The organism is Bacillus sp. T-10(2022), from assembly GCF_056502895.1.
In genome coordinates this window covers 5,167,786-5,185,630 of record NZ_CP113518.1, presented here as the reverse complement: position 1 = coordinate 5,185,630, position 17,845 = coordinate 5,167,786, and the positions used below count along the sequence as shown (strand labels likewise).

Here is a 17,845-nt window from a genome sequence, read left to right as displayed (position 1 = left end):
ATGCAGGAATGGAAAGAAGAAGAGTGTAAGCTTGCTGTTGAAAATGGGGAAACCTTTTGCTTATATTTATATACCCCTTTATGCGGCACTTGTCAGGTTGCCTCCAAGATGCTGACGATATCCTTGGAGCTATTCCCGGAATTGAAGGCAGGGAAAATGAATATGAATTATGTCCAAGCAATTGCCGAATCATATGAAATCGAAAGTGTTCCTTGTTTATTGCTTTTCAAAGAAGGACAGCTGCACAAAAAAATATATGCCTTTCAATCCGTTCCTTATTTGTACGGATTGCTTAAGGAAATCAGCTAAGAAACCAATCAGAACCGTGGTTGGTTTCTTTGTTGCGGACATTTGAATGCGAGATTGAAATTAAACAAAGAATATTCTAACAATTCATTGACTGATTTATTCTAAAATGCTATATTTTGAATTAAGTAACGGCAGAATTTAATAGTTCTTATCAAGAGTGGCGGAGGGACTGGCCCGACGAAGCCCGGCAACCGGTATAAATTTATATACGGTGCTAATTCCAGCAGAGTGTTGGCTCTGGTAGATGAGGTGTATTCTAGAAACCTCTTCTTATTGAAGTGGTTTTTTTGTTTATAAAAGGCCAGGTATCATATAATTCCAACTAAATCCATAGAAAAAGGTGAAATCATATGTCAGAGAAAAAGTTGCGTTTCGAAACATTGAGTGTTCATGGCGGTCTGCAAGCTGATGAAACAGGTGCCCGTGCAGTTCCTATCTACCAAAGCAATGCATACTTGTTCAAAGACACCGACCATGCAGCGAATTTATTTGGTCTAAAGGAGAATGGTTATATATATTCACGACTTCATAATCCCACGGTCAGCGTTTTTGAGGAAAGAATGGCATTATTGGAAGGCGGTATCGGCGGATTGGCAACAGCAAGCGGAATGGCGGCCATTTCACTTTCAATCCTGAATATTGCCGCTGCTGGAGATGAGATTGTTTCAGCCTCTACATTATATGGCGGTACGTATAACCTTTTTGAAAATACTCTTCCTAAATATGGGATCAAAGTGAAGTTCGTTTCTCCCGATGACCCTGAAAATTTCAAAAGGGCGATAACGCCAAGAACTAAAGCCATTTTTGCTGAAACGATCGGAAATCCAAGTTTGAGGGTGCTTGATATTGAAGCGGTAGCGAAAATCGCCCATGATGCCGGAATACCTTTGATCATTGATAATACCTTCGCGACACCATATCTATGCAGACCAATTGATTTTGGAGCGGATATTGTCATCCATTCCGCTACAAAATGGCTTCTGGGAAATGGAACCACGCTGGGCGGTGTCATCGTGGATGGAGGGAAATTCGATTGGAACTCGCCAAATTATCCTGGCTTCACGGAGCCTGACCCAAGCTACGACAATCTGGTATACGCCGAGGCAGTTGGACCTGCTGCATTCATAACGAAAGCCCGAGTGCAGTTACTTCGTGATTTAGGCCCTGCGCTAAGTGCCCAAAGTGCATTCCAGTTTACGCTTGGGCTTGAAACACTGCATGTAAGGATGAAAGAGCATCTGTCAAACACCAAGTCTGTCATTAAATATTTAAAAAACCACCCTGCCGTGACTTGGGTTTCACATCCTGGTGATGAGGATCATCCCGATAAAGCCCTTGCGGATAAATATTTGCCTAAGGGAGCTGGATCTGTCGTGACTTTTGGAATACAAGGTAATCGCGAAGCTGGCGCAAAGCTTATCAATTCGGTGGAATTATGGTCCCATGTAGCGAATGTGGGGGATGCGAAGAGCTTGATCATCCATCCAGCAAGTACGACCCATCAACAATTGAATGAGGCGGGTCTTGCGAAAGCGGGTGTGAGTGCTGATCAAGTCCGTTTATCCATTGGGATTGAAAATGTAGACGATTTAATAGAAGATTTGGAGCAGGCAATTGAAAAAGCGACGAATATCGTCTCCTTGACATCCAAAACGGTTTAAGTAAAGTTTCTGTGTACTAGAAATAATATACATTGCGCTCCTTTTTTATCTATGATAAAATTTCACCATACTAAAGAACTTAATGATGTACAAATATTCTATATATTAGCTCTTATCAAGAGAGGTGGAGGGATGTGCCCGATGAAACCCGGCAACCGACAAGGAGATTTCCTTGGAAAGGTGCCAATTCACACAAAGTTTAATCACTTTGGAAGATGAGAGGAAGGCCTGTTTCTTCACCTGCCTTTCTGCTCATGCAGAAAGGTTTTTTCTATTTTAATGGGGGAAACCCTTTGCATGATATGAGAAACAGACTAATAATGTAGAGAAATCAACTAAGTTCATAGGTTTTATTGGATAAAAGAGGTGAGGATTAATGATTACATTGACGAAAGTCAGTAAGCTGTTCCGAACAGGAAAAGGAAACAGTGAGACGATCAAGGCTGTAAATAATGTGAATGTTGAAATAAATAAAGGCGAGATTTTCGGTATTATCGGTTACAGTGGAGCGGGGAAAAGTACTTTGATCAGAATGCTCAATGGGTTGGAAACACCTACAGAGGGATCCGTTGTGGTGGCTGAGAAGGAAATTTCAAAAATTAAAGGCGCTCAGCTCCGTAAGGCCCGTCAAGAAATCAGCATGATTTTCCAACATTTCAATCTATTATGGTCAAGGACCGTTCAGGAGAATATATCTTTCCCATTGGAAATTGCAGGAGTTTCTAAACCTGAACGAACCAAGCGTGTGAACGAATTGATCAAGTTAGTCGGACTGGAAGGCAGGGAAAAGGCCTATCCTTCACAATTAAGCGGAGGGCAAAAGCAAAGGGTGGGAATAGCTAGGGCTCTGGCAAATGACCCTAAAGTGCTGCTGTGTGATGAAGCGACTTCTGCCTTGGATCCGCAGACTACCGACTCCATACTCGAATTGCTTGTTGACATCAATCAGCGCCTGGGATTGACGATCGTCTTGATAACACATGAAATGCATGTAATACGTAAAATCTGCCATCGCGTCGCCGTGATGGAAAGCGGGCAGGTTGTTGAACAGGGTCCTGTCCTGGATGTTTTCAAGAATCCTAAAGAACAAATGACGAAGCGTTTCGTGCAACAGGTAACGGAACCGGAAGAAACGAAAGAAACGATGGACCATTTGCTCGAGCGCTATCCTGCAGGCAAAGTGATTCAATTGACCTTTGTAGGTGATCATGCAGAAAGCCCATTGATCACCAAGCTTGTACGTAACTTCGAGTTGGATGTCAATATCGTTCAAGGTAAGATATCCCAAACAAGAAGCGGTTCATATGGAACATTGTTTATCCATCTTGATGGCAAAGAGGATGAAATGCTCCGCGCAATAGAATTCATTAAAGCACAGCAGGTAGGCGTGGAGGTGATTACTCATGCTTGAAGAATTATTGCCGAATGTTGATTGGGAAGACATTATTGAAGCTACGAGGGAAACGCTTTACATGACAAGCGTCTCTGTAGTGGCAACCTTTTTTATAGGCATAATATTAGGATTGATCCTGTTCCTGACGGGGAAGGGTAATATGTGGGAAAACCGGGCAGTCAACGGGGTCATGAGTGCTGTCGTCAATATATTCCGTTCCATTCCATTTCTTATTTTGATCGTGCTGCTCATTCCTTTCACTAAAGCGCTTGTCGGTTCCATGATCGGAGAGAACGCTGCACTGCCGGCACTTATTATCGGTGCGGCACCATTTTATGCGCGTATGGTTGAAATCGGCCTTCGTGAAATCGATAAAGGTGTAATTGAAGCCGCTAAATCGATGGGGGCAAAAACGAGCACGATCATTTGGAAGGTCCTTCTTCCAGAGTCGATGCCTGCCCTTATTTCCGGGATTACGGTAACATCGATTGCATTGGTTGGATATACCGCAATGGCCGGGGTCATCGGCGCAGGCGGGCTTGGTAATCTGGCCTATTTGGACGGCTATCAAAGAAATCAAAATGACGTTACGCTTGTAGCGACGATCGTTATTCTAATTATCGTCTTCATAATTCAAATTATTGGAGATGTGATTACATCTAAATTGGACAAAAGATAAAGGGAGATGAAAAGGATGAAAAAGTTTTTAGGATTTGCATTAATTTTAGTGTTATCTATCGCTTTGGCTGCTTGTGGAAGTGAAAAGGATAAAAGCGGCAGTGATACGGAAAAAGAATCGAAGAAAATAGTTGTAGGGGCATCCAATGTTCCTCATGCTGAAATCCTTGAGGAAGCCAAGCCGCTTCTTAAAGAAAAAGGAATCGAATTGGAAATCGAAACATTCCAGGACTATGTTTTACCGAATAAGGCGTTGAATGATAAGGAATTGGATGCTAACTACTTTCAACACATTCCATATTTAGAGGGGCAAATTAAAGAAAATGGATATGACTTCGTTAATGCTGGCGGAATCCATATCGAGCCGATTGCCCTATATTCACAAAAATATAAAAGCATTGATAAACTTCCGGAAGGCGCAACAATCATTATGAGCAGCTCTGTCGCTGATCATGGACGCGCTTTATCCCTTTTGGAAAAGAATGGCCTGATCACTTTGAAAGAAGGGATCGATAAAACGACGGCTACAACGAAAGACATCGTTGAAAATAAGAAAAACCTTAAATTCGATGCCGATTATGAAGCGGCCCTGCTTCCTAAAATTTATGAGAGTGGCGAAGGCGATGCAGTCTTGATCAACTCCAACTATGCGATTGACGCCGGTTTGAATCCGCTTGAAGATTCGATTGCGATTGAAGATTCGGAATCACCATATGTGAATGTCATTGCCGTAAACAAAGGTGACGAAAATAAAGAAGCAATCAAAGCGCTTGTAGAAGTATTGCATTCTAAAGAAATTCAAGATTTCATTCTTGAAGAATACAAAGGTGCAGTTGTACCGGCGGATAAATAATTCAAGAATGGGCGACCTGATTTAATTCAGACCGCAGTTTGTAAACAAAAAGGTTTCGGAATGGTCTCATTCCGAAACCTTTTTGATTTTTATTGGATTTGAAGCAGTTAAAGCGATTTGTACTCACGATAGCCTTCTATATTTGTTGTTGAGTGCCGATAGGCAGAGATAACAACCAAAACGCTCATATTACACATAGCCATGGTTGCGGAATCTGCGTCAACAGCTACAGGTTTTCTAACTTTCTTAATCACATGTTCAATCAGAGGCTCTTAATACGAGTATCATGAGTATTTCCGGGTGTTACTATCGTTACGGTCTGCTGCCGCATAAATGAATAAGCAAGCTGGTTTGTTCGTTTAGCTTTTACATAATGCGTCGCTCATAATTTTTTCCGGACTTAGAGAAGTGAGGCACTTCATTTTGGAAACCTTAGGTGAAAGTGATTCTATCTGATTGTTTAGTCTTAGTGGATTGGAACGGAAGGTATGAGACTCCTGCGGGAAAAGCGAGTCAGGGGAGACCCCGCAGGCGCAAAAGCGCCGAGGAGGCTTCCGGACCGCCCGCGGAAAGCGAGTACCTGAAGTGGAAAGTAACGTTCAAATTTTGAAAACCTAAAAACCTAAAAAACTGTAGACAAACTCATTGATGATCCAGTTTGTTTCAGTCTGCGGCTTAATTTAATTCCTTTCATGTTTAATCAGGAAAGGAAAGGGTATAGAGATAATGAAGGTAAAAAAATGATACACAAATTTGAAAGGATGGTTCACTATCAATACTCTGGATTTAAATGTAACAAGCGAAATGGAAAAGGCGATGCAGTCTTCACATGGGATTGGCTACAGTGAGTACAGTAGAAACTTAGACCTTCGTATCGAGGTTGAGAAAGAACGGGATAGGGAACATGTAAAGTGCAACAAAATGGTCCAGGACCTTCAACGCAAAATTCACGGCTAAGCATATAAAAGAGTTCTTTAAAAGATCGGCCTGTAGAGGTAAAATGGAAAGTGGTCCATAAAATAAGGGTTTCCTTATTGGATATACTTACATAATACCTGACAGTCCGATTTTTTTCTTTTTAAAGCGGAACGTTCTTACCTTGCAATCAAATTCTTTGAACATATATTAATAAGGACGAAGATTTGCCGAATAATAAGATAATTTTAACAAAAGCTAAAATAAGTATGAATATGCAGTAAACAGGCTATATCTGTTAGTATTGTAAGAATAGGACAGGTTTTTAACATGGCCGAAGTGGAAACCCCTATCTATTTAGTTGATTCCAAATTGGATTTGTTATAAAATTGGAATGAGAATAAAGTGAGAATGCTTTTACGTAAATTATAGTAATGAAAGTAATCTTTACTTTCTGGTAATAAAATTGGAATTAGTTCACGGAGGTATTATTATGTCAGCTTCTACATTAACGGTTAAAGATCTTCACGTATCAATTGAAGGCAAAGAGATTTTAAAAGGGGTAAACCTTGAAGTTAAAGGTGGAGAAATCCATGCGATCATGGGACCAAATGGAACTGGTAAATCCACTTTATCATCAGCAATCATGGGTCACCCTAAATATGAGGTAACTAGCGGAAGCATCACATTCGATGGTGAAGATGTTTTGGAGATGGAAGTAGACGAGCGCGCTCGTGTCGGTCTATTCCTAGCTATGCAATATCCAAGTGAAATCAGCGGTGTTACAAACGCAGACTTCTTACGTTCTTCCATTAACGCACGCCGTGAAGAAGGCGATGAAATTTCATTGATGAAATTCATCCGTCAAATGGACAAAAAAATGGAATTCCTTGAAATGGATGAAGATATGGCGCAACGCTATTTGAATGAAGGTTTCTCAGGCGGAGAGAAAAAACGCAACGAGATTCTTCAATTAATGATGATCCAACCTAAAATTGCAATCTTGGATGAGATTGATTCAGGTCTAGATATCGATGCACTTAAAGTCGTTTCAAAAGGAATCAACGAAATGCGCGGAGAAGACTTTGGATGCTTGATCATCACTCACTACCAACGTCTATTAAATTACATCACTCCTGATTTTGTACATGTAATGATGCAAGGACGTGTCGTAAAATCAGGCGGTCCTGAACTTGCTGCCCGCTTGGAAGCGGAAGGTTATGACTGGATTAAACAAGAATTGGGCATTGAAGACGAAACTGTTGGCGAAGAAGCGTAAGTAGGAGGATTTGCAATGACTACAGAAACGAAATTACCGTTTGAACAAGAGGATATAAGCTCCTATTCAACTAAAAATAATGATCCAGCTTGGCTATCCGAGCTTCGGATTCAAGCGTTTTCTGAAATAGAAAAGCTCCCGATGCCAAAGCCGGATAAAACGAAAATCGATAAATGGAATTTCACTTCTTTCCAAACTCATACGGTTGAGAGTGAAGCTTTTACCTCTTTAGAGGAGCTTCCGGAAGAAATTAAGTCCATCATTGAAGAAAATGAAAACTTATACATCCAACGCAATAATACGCCGGCACATATCAATCTGTCAGCAAATGTGAAAGAACAAGGCGTCATTTTTACGGATATTTTATCAGCGGCTCGTGATCATGCTGAGCTCGTGCAAAAATATTTCATGAAAGACGGCGTTAAAATAGATGAGCATCGTTTAACAGCACTTCATGCTGCATTAGTTAATGGGGGAGCATTCCTTTATGTTCCGAAAAATGTAGAAATCAAAGAGCCGATTCAATCGGTATTCCTTTTGGATAATCCAGATACTACACTTTTCAACCATGTCTTGATCGTAGCTGAAGATAATAGCTCTGTCACATATGTAGAGAACTATTTCTCAACCGTTGAGTCTAACGAAGGTGTTGCCAACATCGTAACTGAAGTATTTGCAAATGCGAATGCCAAAGTCCAATATGGTGCGGTCGATACCCTTTCTAAAGGCTTCACGACATATGTTAACCGCCGTGGAGTGGCAGGACGTGACGCACGTATTGAGTGGGCGCTTGGCCTGATGAACGACGGAAATACGATTTCAGATAATACAACATATCTAATGGGCGATGGCTCTCACGGTGATACAAAAACCGTTGTAGTCGGACGCGGGGAACAAAAGCAGAACTTCACGACTGCCATCATTCATTATGGCAAACGCTCTGAGGGTTATATCCTTAAGCACGGTGTCATGAAAGAATCCGCATCCTCCATTTTTAATGGAATTGGGAAAATAGAGTATGGTGCTACAAAGGCCAATGCCGAACAAGAGTCACGCGTATTGATGTTAAGTGAAAAAGCACGCGGAGACGCCAATCCGATCCTCTTGATCGATGAAGATGATGTAACGGCTGGTCATGCTGCTTCCGTCGGCCGTGTCGACCCGCTTCAACTGTATTATTTAATGAGCCGTGGTATTACAAAAAAAGAAGCAGAAAGACTTGTCATTCACGGATTCTTGGCCCCTGTTGTTAACGAGCTTCCAATTGAGGGAGTCAAAAAACAATTAGTAGCGGTCATTGAAAGGAAAGTACAGTAATGAACCCATACGAAATTCGTAAGCTTTTTCCAATATTAGATCAAGAAGTCAATGGTCAGCCATTAGTTTATTTAGATAGTGCTGCAACCTCTCAAAAACCGGCTGCAGTGATTGAAGCGATTGAGCAATATTACCGCGGCTATAACTCGAATGTTCACCGCGGGGTGCATACACTAGGAACAAAAGCTACGGATGCGTATGAAGGTGCTCGTGAAAAGGTACGTAAATTCATTAATGCTTCTTCTACAGAAGAAATCATCTTTACCAGAGGCACAACGACTGCTTTAAATACTGTAGCAAGAAGTTACGGTGGTGCAAATATTAAAGAGGGTGACGAAATCGTCATCTCTTACATGGAGCATCACAGTAATATCATTCCGTGGCAGCAGCTTGCCAAAGAAAAAGGCGCTGAATTGAAGTATATTCCGCTTCAGGAGGATGGTACGATTTCCGTTGACGATGCGAGGGCAACAATTACGGAAGCAACGAAAATCGTGTCCATCATGCAGGTTTCGAATGTGCTTGGCGTTATCAATCCTGTGAAGGAAATCGCCCAAATTGCCCATGATCACAATGCTGTAATGGTAGTCGACGGGGCACAAAGCACGCCGCATCTAAAAGTGGATGTCCGTGATTTGGATTGTGATTTCTTTGCCTTCTCAGGTCATAAAATGGTCGGTCCAACAGGCATCGGCGCACTATATGGCAAGAAAGATCTTCTAGAAAAAATGGAACCGATCGAATTCGGCGGAGAGATGATTGATTTTGTAGGTTTGTATGAGTCTACATGGAAAGAACTCCCGTGGAAATTCGAAGGCGGTACCCCAATCATCGCCGGCGCCATCGGCATGGGGGCTGCCATTGATTTCTTGGAGGAAATCGGTTTGGATAATATTGAACGGCATGAACATAAGCTCGCCGCTTATGCAATGGAGAAAATGTCAGCAGTTGAAGGGCTGACCATTTATGGTCCTAAAGATGCAGAAAAGCGTGCTGGTGTAATTACCTTTAATATTGATGACGTACATCCACATGATGTCGCTACCGTTCTTGATGCAGATGGAATTGCTGTCCGTGCCGGTCACCACTGCGCACAGCCATTAATGAAATGGCTTGACGTATCAGCGACAGCAAGAGCAAGTTTCTATCTATATAACACGGAAGAAGATATTGATAAGCTTGTGTCCGGGCTTGTTAAAACGAAGGAGTATTTCAGTAATGTCTTTTGATAACCTTGATACACTTTACCGTCAAGTCATTATGGATCACTATAAGAAACCGCGTAATAAGGGCATGCTAGAAGATGGAAGCATGACAATCGATATGAATAATCCAACTTGCGGCGATCGGATTCGTTTAACGATGAAGATCGAAGATGGCAAGGTCAGCGATGTTAAATTCGATGGTGATGGTTGTTCGATATCCATGAGTTCGGCTTCCATGATGACGCAAGCCATTAAGGGCAAAGACGTTGATACTGCTCTAGCGATGTCCGAGACTTTTTCCTTAATGATTCAGGGAAAAGAATACGACGATGAGATGGACCTTGGGGATATTGAAGCCCTTCAAGGTGTTTCTAAATTCCCTGCACGAATCAAGTGTGCCACCCTGGCTTGGAAAGCCATGGAAAAGGGATTGAAGGAATAATTAAATTAAAATGAGCTGTTGTAATTCAGCCATTTGAAATGGAGGAATACGAGCTATGGCAAAGAAAATGCCTGATATCGGCGATTATAAATATGGCTTTGCGGATAAAGATGTTTCCATCTTCCGTTCAAAGCGTGGTCTGACAAAAGAAATCGTGGAAGAAATTTCTCGAATGAAGGATGAACCGCAATGGATGCTTGATTTCCGTTTGAAATCATTGGAGCATTTTTACAACATGCCAATGCCTCAATGGGGCGGCGACATGCAGAGCCTTAACTTTGATGAAATCACATACTATGTTAAGCCATCAGAGAAATCAGAGAAGTCTTGGGATGAGGTTCCTGATGAAATCAAACAGACTTTTGATAAATTGGGAATTCCTGAAGCCGAACAAAAATATCTTGCGGGCGTATCTGCCCAATATGAATCTGAAGTGGTTTACCATAGCATGAAAGTGGAATTGGAAGATTTGGGTATCGTGTTTAAAGATACGGACTCAGCACTTCGTGAAAATGAAGATATCTTCCGTGAGCATTTTGGAAAAACGATTCCGCCAACTGACAATAAATTCTCGGCATTGAACTCGGCAGTTTGGTCAGGTGGGTCTTTCATCTATGTACCGAAAGGCGTTAAAGTGGATACTCCGCTTCAAGCTTATTTCCGGATCAACTCTGAAAACATGGGGCAATTCGAACGTACGCTAATCATTGTTGATGAAGGCGCATCCGTTCACTATGTAGAAGGTTGTACAGCTCCTGTTTATACAACTAACTCCCTTCATAGTGCGGTTGTTGAAATCGTCATCAAGAAAGATGCTTACTGCCGTTACACGACGATCCAAAACTGGGCAAACAACGTGTTTAACCTGGTTACGAAACGTGCGGTTTGTGACGCTAACGCAACAATGGAATGGATTGATGGTAACATCGGTTCCAAATTGACAATGAAATATCCTGCTGTCATCTTAAAAGGTGAAGGCGCTCGTGGTATGACATTATCGATTGCCATTGCCGGCAAAGGCCAACACCAAGACGCTGGAGCGAAAATGATTCACCTAGCGCCAAATACATCTTCAACGATTGTATCAAAATCAATTTCTAAACAGGGCGGTAAAGTAACATACCGTGGTATCGTTCATTTCGGACGTAAAGCGGATGGAGCTCGTTCCAACATTGAATGTGATACATTAATCATGGATAATCAGTCTACATCTGATACGATCCCTTACAATGAAATCTTGAATGATAACATTTCCCTTGAACACGAAGCGAAGGTTTCCAAAGTATCTGAAGAACAATTGTTCTACTTGATGAGCCGCGGAATTTCTGAGCAAGAAGCAACGGAAATGATCGTAATGGGCTTCATCGAACCATTTACAAAAGAACTTCCAATGGAATATGCGGTTGAAATGAACCGTCTGATCAAGTTCGAAATGGAAGGCTCCATCGGATAATAAGCTGTAAGATGTTGATGAAAAATTAAACCAGGTAATTTTGAAGTGTACCATTGGTGCAGATTCAGATTACCTTCTAGTAAAGAAGACGAACTTTATTGTTCGTCTTCTTTTATTTTGTTCGCTATATTTAAAAGCATGCTTGAAGTAAATTCAATTATTTTAGTACTAAGTCCTACACATATTAAGGAACCGTAGATGTTCGAGTCCGCTTAACTTCACTTAGAAATATATGAATAAGAGCTTTGTTGCTATTTTTTATAAAATTATATATTTTCTTTGAATATTAATTGTTGTTTTTATGTAATTAATACATTAATAATGCCAATTGAATATTTATTGTAGAAAATATAAACTTAAAGTACTTGGATTTTGGTTAATTTTACAAAAAAATGAAATCTAAAAAAGATACATGGTCAGTCTCAAGTAATCAAGCACAAGGTGTAGCACAAGGCGCTAATCCTTCAGGTAAGCCTTTTGCAGAAGTGGATAAGATGGGTGGTAAACCTAAAAAAGGTTATTATTTGCATTGGCATCCCTATAAAAAAACACCAAATGCTCATGCTTTTTATGGGGGGACCTGTTAAATGATGGGGGGAGTGTTATGAATTTTAATTACGAGGAGATTTATAAAAAGTACTTAAAAAATAAACAACACTTGGTTTTTAATAAAGAAGAGATTGTAACTAGGGTGAAGCAAAAGTTTAAGGCAGTGGAATTCAGTAAAGCGGAAATTCTTGATTTGCCAAGGGATGAGCATTTTGATTATGAGAAGATATTTCTTTGCCTCAAAATATGTGATAGTGATGTGTTGAAAAAAGTTTTCCTGCCTCATGAACTAAAATTTCATGAAGAACAACGGCAGGACAATCGACGCTACCCACTTAAAAAAAGTAAAATGAAAAAAAACTGGCTTGATCAAAATTATAATCAAATGATTATCGATGAACATGAAGGCAGGAGAATCGATATTGTTCTTGAAAGTAAAGATGGACATTATGTTTCTGAAAGTAAGGTGAAAGCTAGATGTGATTATCTGGATGGATATCTTAATTCGTTAATAGTGGGGGCGAAGCTGTTCCATGGAACGGCAGAGTTTGAAGAGAATATACATGATTATTATTTTCAATTCTACCTGGAAAATTTAGTGAAATACAATAGGCTAGGATGAAGCATTTTATCTTTATTGGTCAACACTTAGAAATTGTGCCATATGGAGCATAATTCATAAAACTTGATGCATCCTGAAAAGAGTATTATCATTAGACTAAAAATAAAGCCTTAAAAGATTGTAAGCTTCAATCGATCAACCTCGATACGGAAGGCTCCATCGAAGAATGACCGGGTGGCATGCCTATTAGTCGAATATAGCATAACCATTCATATAAAAGCCTGCCGGGGAGACTTGGCAGGTTCTTTAGTTTTTGAAGTGATGTTTTTCGGTATTACACCAAGTGTATATGCGATTATACAGGGTAAAAATATAGTATGGGAAGCCTGTCCAAAAGGGGATGATACAGATGATTTATGTTGGGGTGACTGGTTGGGGCGATCATGATAGTTTGTATGATGGCGGTGTGTCCCAGCGTGATAAATTGAAAGAGTATGGAGCCCATTTTCCTGTTGTGGAGGTAGATGCTTCGTTTTATGCGGTTCAGCCAAAACGGAATAGTGAAAAGTGGGTGTCCGAGACGCCTGCATCCTTTCAATTTGTCGTTAAAGCTTATCAGGGGATGACGGGACATCAACGTGGGGAAATTCCATTTGAAAGTAAGAAGGAAATGTTCAAGGCATTTTGCGACTCTCTGGAAGCTTATCAGAAGTCCGGAAAGCTCGCGATGGTCTTATTTCAGTTTCCGCCATGGTTTGATTGTAAACGTGAAAATGTCAATTACCTGCGATGGTGCAAAGCTGAAATGGGCGATATTCCAGTTGCCATAGAGTTCCGGAATCAAAGCTGGTACAGGCCCAACGTAGTTCAGCAAACTTTGGATTTTATCGAAAAGGAAGGCTGGATCCATACTGTATGCGATGAGCCGCAGGCTGGAGAGGGATCCATTCCTGTCGTTCTGCAGGCCATGGATAAAGATAAAACCCTGGTACGCTTTCATGGCCGTAACCTGCATGGTTGGCAAAGGCCTTCTTCGGGTGATAATTGGCGTGAGGTCAGGTACTTATATCGATATAATCAGCAGGAATTGACTGAATGGGTGGAGAAAATCAGGATATTGGAAAAGGAATCCAAGGATATATATATCCTGTTCAATAATAATTCAGGCGGAGATGCCGCTGATAATGCCAAACAAATGATTGAGCTGCTTGGTATAGAATATGAAGGACTGGCTCCTAAGCAGCTTGGTTTGTTTTAAGAGGATATATATAATTAAATAAAGAGATATTGTGACAACTAGTAGAGGTTATATCCTCACAAACAGGTAAAGGCGGATTTCTACATGGTATGGTTAGTATTAGTGGGTATTGGATTATTAGCGGGATCAATCGGCGCTCTTGTCGGTCTGGGCGGCGGCATCATCATTGTGCCTTCCCTTTTATATTTAGGTACATCTACAAATATTATCGATGAGCTGACTCCACAGGTCGCCGTTGGTGTTTCAACCGTAATCATGATTTTTACCGGCTTATCTTCCACTTTATCTTATTTAAAACATAAAGTGGTGGATTATAAGGCCGGCTTAATCTTTTTTATTGGCAGTGCACCTGGTGGAATAATGGGGGCTTATGTGAATAAAAACCTTAACGCCGAAGCTTTTTCATTGTACTTTGGTATTTTCATGGTTTTCATGGCCATTGTGTTATTAGTGAAAAATCGTTTGAAGCCAATGCTTTTCAAGCCTGGAAAAGGGAAAATAGTGAAAACGTATGAAACTGAAAATGGACATTCATTTTCTTATGGTTATCACCCGGTGTTAGCTGTATTGATTTCCTTTGTCGTGGGATTCAGCTCCGGATTATTTGGAATTGGCGGTGGGGCCTTGATGGTTCCCGTCATGATGCTTCTTTTCTTCTTCCCTCCGCATATGGCTGTAGCGACTTCGATGTTCATGGTATTTTTATCATCCATCACTAATTCGATTACCCATATTTCCCTTGGAAATGTAAATTGGCCATATGCTTTTGCCCTGATTCCGGGTGCATGGTTCGGTGCAAAATTGGGCGCATTCATCAATACGCGCCTAAAGAGTGCGTCGCTGGAAAATATGTTGAAAATAGTGCTGATAATCATTGGTTTACGTCTTATTTACCAAGGTATTACAGGATAAACGAGGAGGAGAAATGATGTCAGAAATCATTCATTTATATCACACCAATGATCTCCATAGTCATTTTGAGAATTGGCCTCGTATTGATAAGTTTCTTAAAGAAAGAAGACAACTTCATCAAGAAACGGGAGAAGAAGCGATCATACTGGATATAGGCGATCATGTGGACCGCTGGCATCCATATACAGAAGGTACGTTGGGTAAAGGCAATATTGAACTGCTGAATGAAGCGGGCTACCAATATGTGACCATCGGAAATAATGAAGGGATCACTTTACCTCATGATGCGTTGGACTCCTTATATGATCATGCAAGGTTCAAGGTCTTGGCAGCCAATATTTATTACGGTGATAATGAAAGGCCGGAATGGGCGCTGCCATATTGGATACATACAACGGTAAAAGGCACCAAGATCGCCATGATAGGTTTGACAGCCTTTTTTCAAAAGTTTTACTCTGCGATGGGCTGGGAAATAACAGAACCATTCGTGGAGTTAAAGGCACAGCTTGAAAGGGTCAAAACAGAGGCGGATGTAATCATCATCCTTTCCCACCTGGGCATCCATGATGATGAGAGGATGGCAGAGGACTTTCCGGAGATTGACATTATACTTGGCGCGCATACCCACCACATCCTCCACCAAGGTAAATTGATCAATGACACACTCCTTTGCGGTGCAGGGAAATATGGCTTCTTTGTTGGGCAGGTGGAAATGACCGTCAATCAGGAAAAGAAAATTAGCCAGAAGAGAGCCATTCTTTATGATACCAATGACTTTTTGGAATTGGAGAATGAACGGTTATGGATTGAAGAGATATACCAGGCCGGGGGGGAAACGCTAAAACGGGTTGCTGTGGACTTACCGATGGCACTGGATAATGATTGGTTCAAACGAAGTCCTTTGACGGAAATCCTAGGGGAGGCCCTAAGGGAGTGGAGTCAGGCGGATTGTTCCTTTTTGAATGCAGGTCTTCTGCTCGAGGGGCTTCCGAAGGGACCTGTCACAAAAGGGGATATTCACAGAATCTGCCCACATCCCATCAATCCTTGCGTCGTTGAAGTCGATGGGAATGAATTAAAGGAAATCTTAATGCAATCGAGAAATGAAGAGTGGCCTCATATTCAGGTGAAAGGTTTCGGTTTCCGCGGAAAAATCATGGGAGTCATGCATTATGATCAAATTGAATTTAACGAAATGGAGAATGGAATCGTAAAAGGGATCCTTATAAAAGGAGAGAAACTGCAGGCGGATAAGTCCTATAAATTGGCAATACCTGATATGTTCACATTTGGGCACTTCTTTCCAAGTATCCATCGCTCCAATCGCAAGGAATACTTACTGCCGGAATTCTTACGGGATATCCTTTTATGGAAGCTGAAAAAAATACACACTAACCCCTGATACGAAATCACGGTTTTGCCCTTTTTTTCATAAAGTATGGGGAAGGAAGGGGCGAAACCAATTGATTAACATGATCCCAATAATTCTTGATAATCATACATTCCTAGCCATTTCTGTCCGACTGCCGAAAACGAATTTACTTGCTGTCGCGTCCGAAAAAGGGTATATAATGTGCGGTGCGTTAGATGTTGGACTGCTGAACGATAAATTGAGAGATCGTAAAATCCTTGCAGGGAGGGCCACAGGAGTTAAATCGATTGAAGAGTTATTGGAAGCACCGCTTGAATCAGTTACCTGGGAGGCTGTGGAAAAGGGCATTCATCCAGGAATGATTGGTAAAGAGGCATTAATCAAAATGATTTGAAAAGGCGGGCTTTCTTTTTTCAGAAGGGGGCCTTATTTTTTTTGTGAAAATGCTGATATTTTTTCAATAAATATATTTAAACAGATTCATTTATCAAAATATTTTCCGATAATCTTTATAAAGGAAAGAAACGGCTTGATTTACAAATATTGAATGGGGAGATGGGTACAAGTATGAGGCTAGCTATTACAAAGTCCCTAAGCCCTGGAGCAAGGCTCGGTAAAAACATCTATAATGAGCGGGGCCATGTCCTGTTGTGCGAGGGTCTTACATTAACCCAGAAAATGATTAATCGACTGGTGTCCCTTAATATACCCTTTGTTTACATTCAAGATTCCAGGACGGATGACATCATTCCAATGCCCCCAGTGTCCGGGAAACTTAGAAGAGAAGCCATTAATACGATTGAAACCACCTTCCTGGACATGAAGAACAAAATGAACCTTGATGGATCATTCACGATAGAGCAAGCAAACGTCAAGTTCACTCAAATAGTCCGGAACATCATGGACGAGCTGAAAAGGAATAAAGAGTTAATGACTTTATTGGCCGACGTTTATACATACGATGACTATATCTTTACGCATTCCTTCAATGTGACCTTATATACCCTGGCGATTGGGATGGAATTGAATATCAATAATAAGAATCTCGAAATTCTTGGGCTGGGGGCGATTTTACATGATGTCGGCAAAATGCTCGTGCCTTTGGAAATACTCCGTAAACCCGGAAAACTGACGGAAAAGGAGTTTGAACAAATCAAAAAACATGCCGATTACGGATTTCATCTAATCAAAAATGTTCATACCGTTTCACTTTTAGTTGCGAATTGTGCCTATCAGCATCATGAAAGGTTAGATGGATCTGGATATCCCCGTGGGATAAAGGGGGATGAAATCCATTATTTCGGCAAGATCATTGCCGTTGCCGATGTGTTTGATGCCGTGACTTCCAATCGGGTTTACCGTAAGGCCATGCTGCCGCATCAGGGTTTGGAAGTCCTTTATGCCGGAGTCGGGAAAAAGTTCGACAATACGATCATCGAGGCTTTCCGCAGGGCGGTTGCCATTTATCCTAATGGTCTATCAGTAGAATTGAATGATGGTAGGAAAGGAATAGTATCCGCTCAAAATGAGGGGATTGGAGACCGCCCCATGATAAGGATACTGGAAGAAGATGGGGAGCAGATAAAAAAGCCCTATGAAGTGGACTTAAATAAAAACCTGCAGTTGCTTATCATGAAATGTCTAAATATACAAGAACCAGCCTAACCTCAAGGATAAGCTGGTTTTG

18 protein-coding genes and 2 riboswitches are annotated in these 17,845 nt (G+C 41.1%); all 18 genes read left to right on the top strand.

Annotated features, from left to right (window positions below; genetic code table 11):
* Positions 1 to 309 carry a thioredoxin family protein gene (locus OSJ91_RS25725; RefSeq protein ID WP_063596108.1) on the top strand — a complete coding sequence of 103 codons (309 nt, stop codon included), beginning with the start codon at positions 1 to 3 and terminating at the stop codon, positions 307 to 309.
* 145 nt (positions 310 to 454) lie between these two features.
* A riboswitch (SAM riboswitch) is annotated at positions 455 to 560 on the top strand.
* A gap of 99 nt (positions 561 to 659) precedes the next feature.
* Positions 660 to 1,970, top strand: a complete 1,311-nt coding sequence (locus tag OSJ91_RS25720; protein WP_350300484.1) for an O-acetylhomoserine aminocarboxypropyltransferase/cysteine synthase family protein — start codon at positions 660 to 662, stop codon at positions 1,968 to 1,970.
* Positions 1,971 to 2,079: 109 nt separating this feature from the next.
* Positions 2,080 to 2,192, top strand: a riboswitch (SAM riboswitch).
* 154 nt (positions 2,193 to 2,346) lie between these two features.
* A complete protein-coding gene (locus OSJ91_RS25715; RefSeq protein WP_048688213.1) occupies positions 2,347 to 3,381 on the top strand; it encodes a methionine ABC transporter ATP-binding protein in 1,035 nt (344 codons plus the stop codon).
* A complete protein-coding gene (locus OSJ91_RS25710; protein ID WP_350300482.1) occupies positions 3,374 to 4,042 on the top strand; it encodes a methionine ABC transporter permease in 669 nt (222 codons plus the stop codon). Before OSJ91_RS25715 ends, OSJ91_RS25710 begins: the two co-directional genes overlap by 8 nt.
* A 15-nt stretch (positions 4,043 to 4,057) precedes the next feature.
* Entirely contained in the window at positions 4,058 to 4,894 is an 837-nt protein-coding gene (locus tag OSJ91_RS25705; protein WP_137016432.1) for a MetQ/NlpA family ABC transporter substrate-binding protein, read from the top strand.
* An 804-nt stretch (positions 4,895 to 5,698) separates the two neighbouring features.
* Complete coding sequence (locus OSJ91_RS25700) at positions 5,699 to 5,851, top strand: YuzK family famiily protein (RefSeq protein ID WP_471802854.1); 153 nt, start codon at positions 5,699 to 5,701, stop codon at positions 5,849 to 5,851.
* A gap of 451 nt (positions 5,852 to 6,302) precedes the next feature.
* A complete protein-coding gene (gene sufC / locus OSJ91_RS25695) occupies positions 6,303 to 7,088 on the top strand; it encodes a Fe-S cluster assembly ATPase SufC (RefSeq protein WP_148358289.1) in 786 nt (261 codons plus the stop codon).
* A 15-nt stretch (positions 7,089 to 7,103) separates the two neighbouring features.
* Entirely contained in the window at positions 7,104 to 8,405 is a 1,302-nt protein-coding gene (gene sufD / locus OSJ91_RS25690) for a Fe-S cluster assembly protein SufD (RefSeq protein WP_485890680.1), read from the top strand.
* Positions 8,405 to 9,634 (top strand): cysteine desulfurase, encoded by a 1,230-nt coding sequence (locus tag OSJ91_RS25685; RefSeq protein WP_485890679.1) that lies wholly within the window; start codon positions 8,405 to 8,407, stop codon positions 9,632 to 9,634. The genes sufD and OSJ91_RS25685 overlap by 1 nt, the downstream gene beginning before the upstream one ends.
* On the top strand, positions 9,624 to 10,052 hold the full coding sequence (gene sufU, locus OSJ91_RS25680; RefSeq protein ID WP_034310148.1) for a Fe-S cluster assembly sulfur transfer protein SufU: 429 nt from the start codon (positions 9,624 to 9,626) through the stop codon (positions 10,050 to 10,052). Before OSJ91_RS25685 ends, sufU begins: the two co-directional genes overlap by 11 nt.
* Positions 10,053 to 10,107: 55 nt before the next feature.
* A complete protein-coding gene (gene sufB / locus OSJ91_RS25675) occupies positions 10,108 to 11,505 on the top strand; it encodes a Fe-S cluster assembly protein SufB (protein ID WP_053536753.1) in 1,398 nt (465 codons plus the stop codon).
* Between the two features lie 392 nt (positions 11,506 to 11,897).
* Positions 11,898 to 12,092 carry a hypothetical protein gene (locus tag OSJ91_RS25670; protein ID WP_350300480.1) on the top strand — a complete coding sequence of 65 codons (195 nt, stop codon included), beginning with the start codon at positions 11,898 to 11,900 and terminating at the stop codon, positions 12,090 to 12,092.
* 17 nt (positions 12,093 to 12,109) lie between these two features.
* The gene (locus OSJ91_RS25665) at positions 12,110 to 12,676 is read left to right on the top strand and encodes a hypothetical protein (RefSeq protein ID WP_350300479.1); all 567 of its coding nucleotides are present in this window, start codon (positions 12,110 to 12,112) and stop codon (positions 12,674 to 12,676) included.
* 349 nt (positions 12,677 to 13,025) lie between these two features.
* Positions 13,026 to 13,874 (top strand): DUF72 domain-containing protein, encoded by an 849-nt coding sequence (locus tag OSJ91_RS25660; protein WP_350300478.1) that lies wholly within the window; start codon positions 13,026 to 13,028, stop codon positions 13,872 to 13,874.
* 84 nt (positions 13,875 to 13,958) lie between these two features.
* Entirely contained in the window at positions 13,959 to 14,786 is an 828-nt protein-coding gene (locus OSJ91_RS25655; protein WP_350300477.1) for a sulfite exporter TauE/SafE family protein, read from the top strand.
* Positions 14,787 to 14,799: 13 nt separating this feature from the next.
* The gene (locus tag OSJ91_RS25650) at positions 14,800 to 16,188 is read left to right on the top strand and encodes a bifunctional metallophosphatase/5'-nucleotidase (protein WP_485890678.1); all 1,389 of its coding nucleotides are present in this window, start codon (positions 14,800 to 14,802) and stop codon (positions 16,186 to 16,188) included.
* 61 nt (positions 16,189 to 16,249) lie between these two features.
* Positions 16,250 to 16,552, top strand: coding sequence for a YunC family protein (locus tag OSJ91_RS25645; protein ID WP_034310161.1), 303 nt, complete (start codon positions 16,250 to 16,252; stop codon positions 16,550 to 16,552).
* Between the two features lie 173 nt (positions 16,553 to 16,725).
* Positions 16,726 to 17,823, top strand: coding sequence for an HD-GYP domain-containing protein (locus OSJ91_RS25640; RefSeq protein ID WP_485890677.1), 1,098 nt, complete (start codon positions 16,726 to 16,728; stop codon positions 17,821 to 17,823).
* The last annotated feature ends 22 nt before the right edge of the window (positions 17,824 to 17,845 follow it).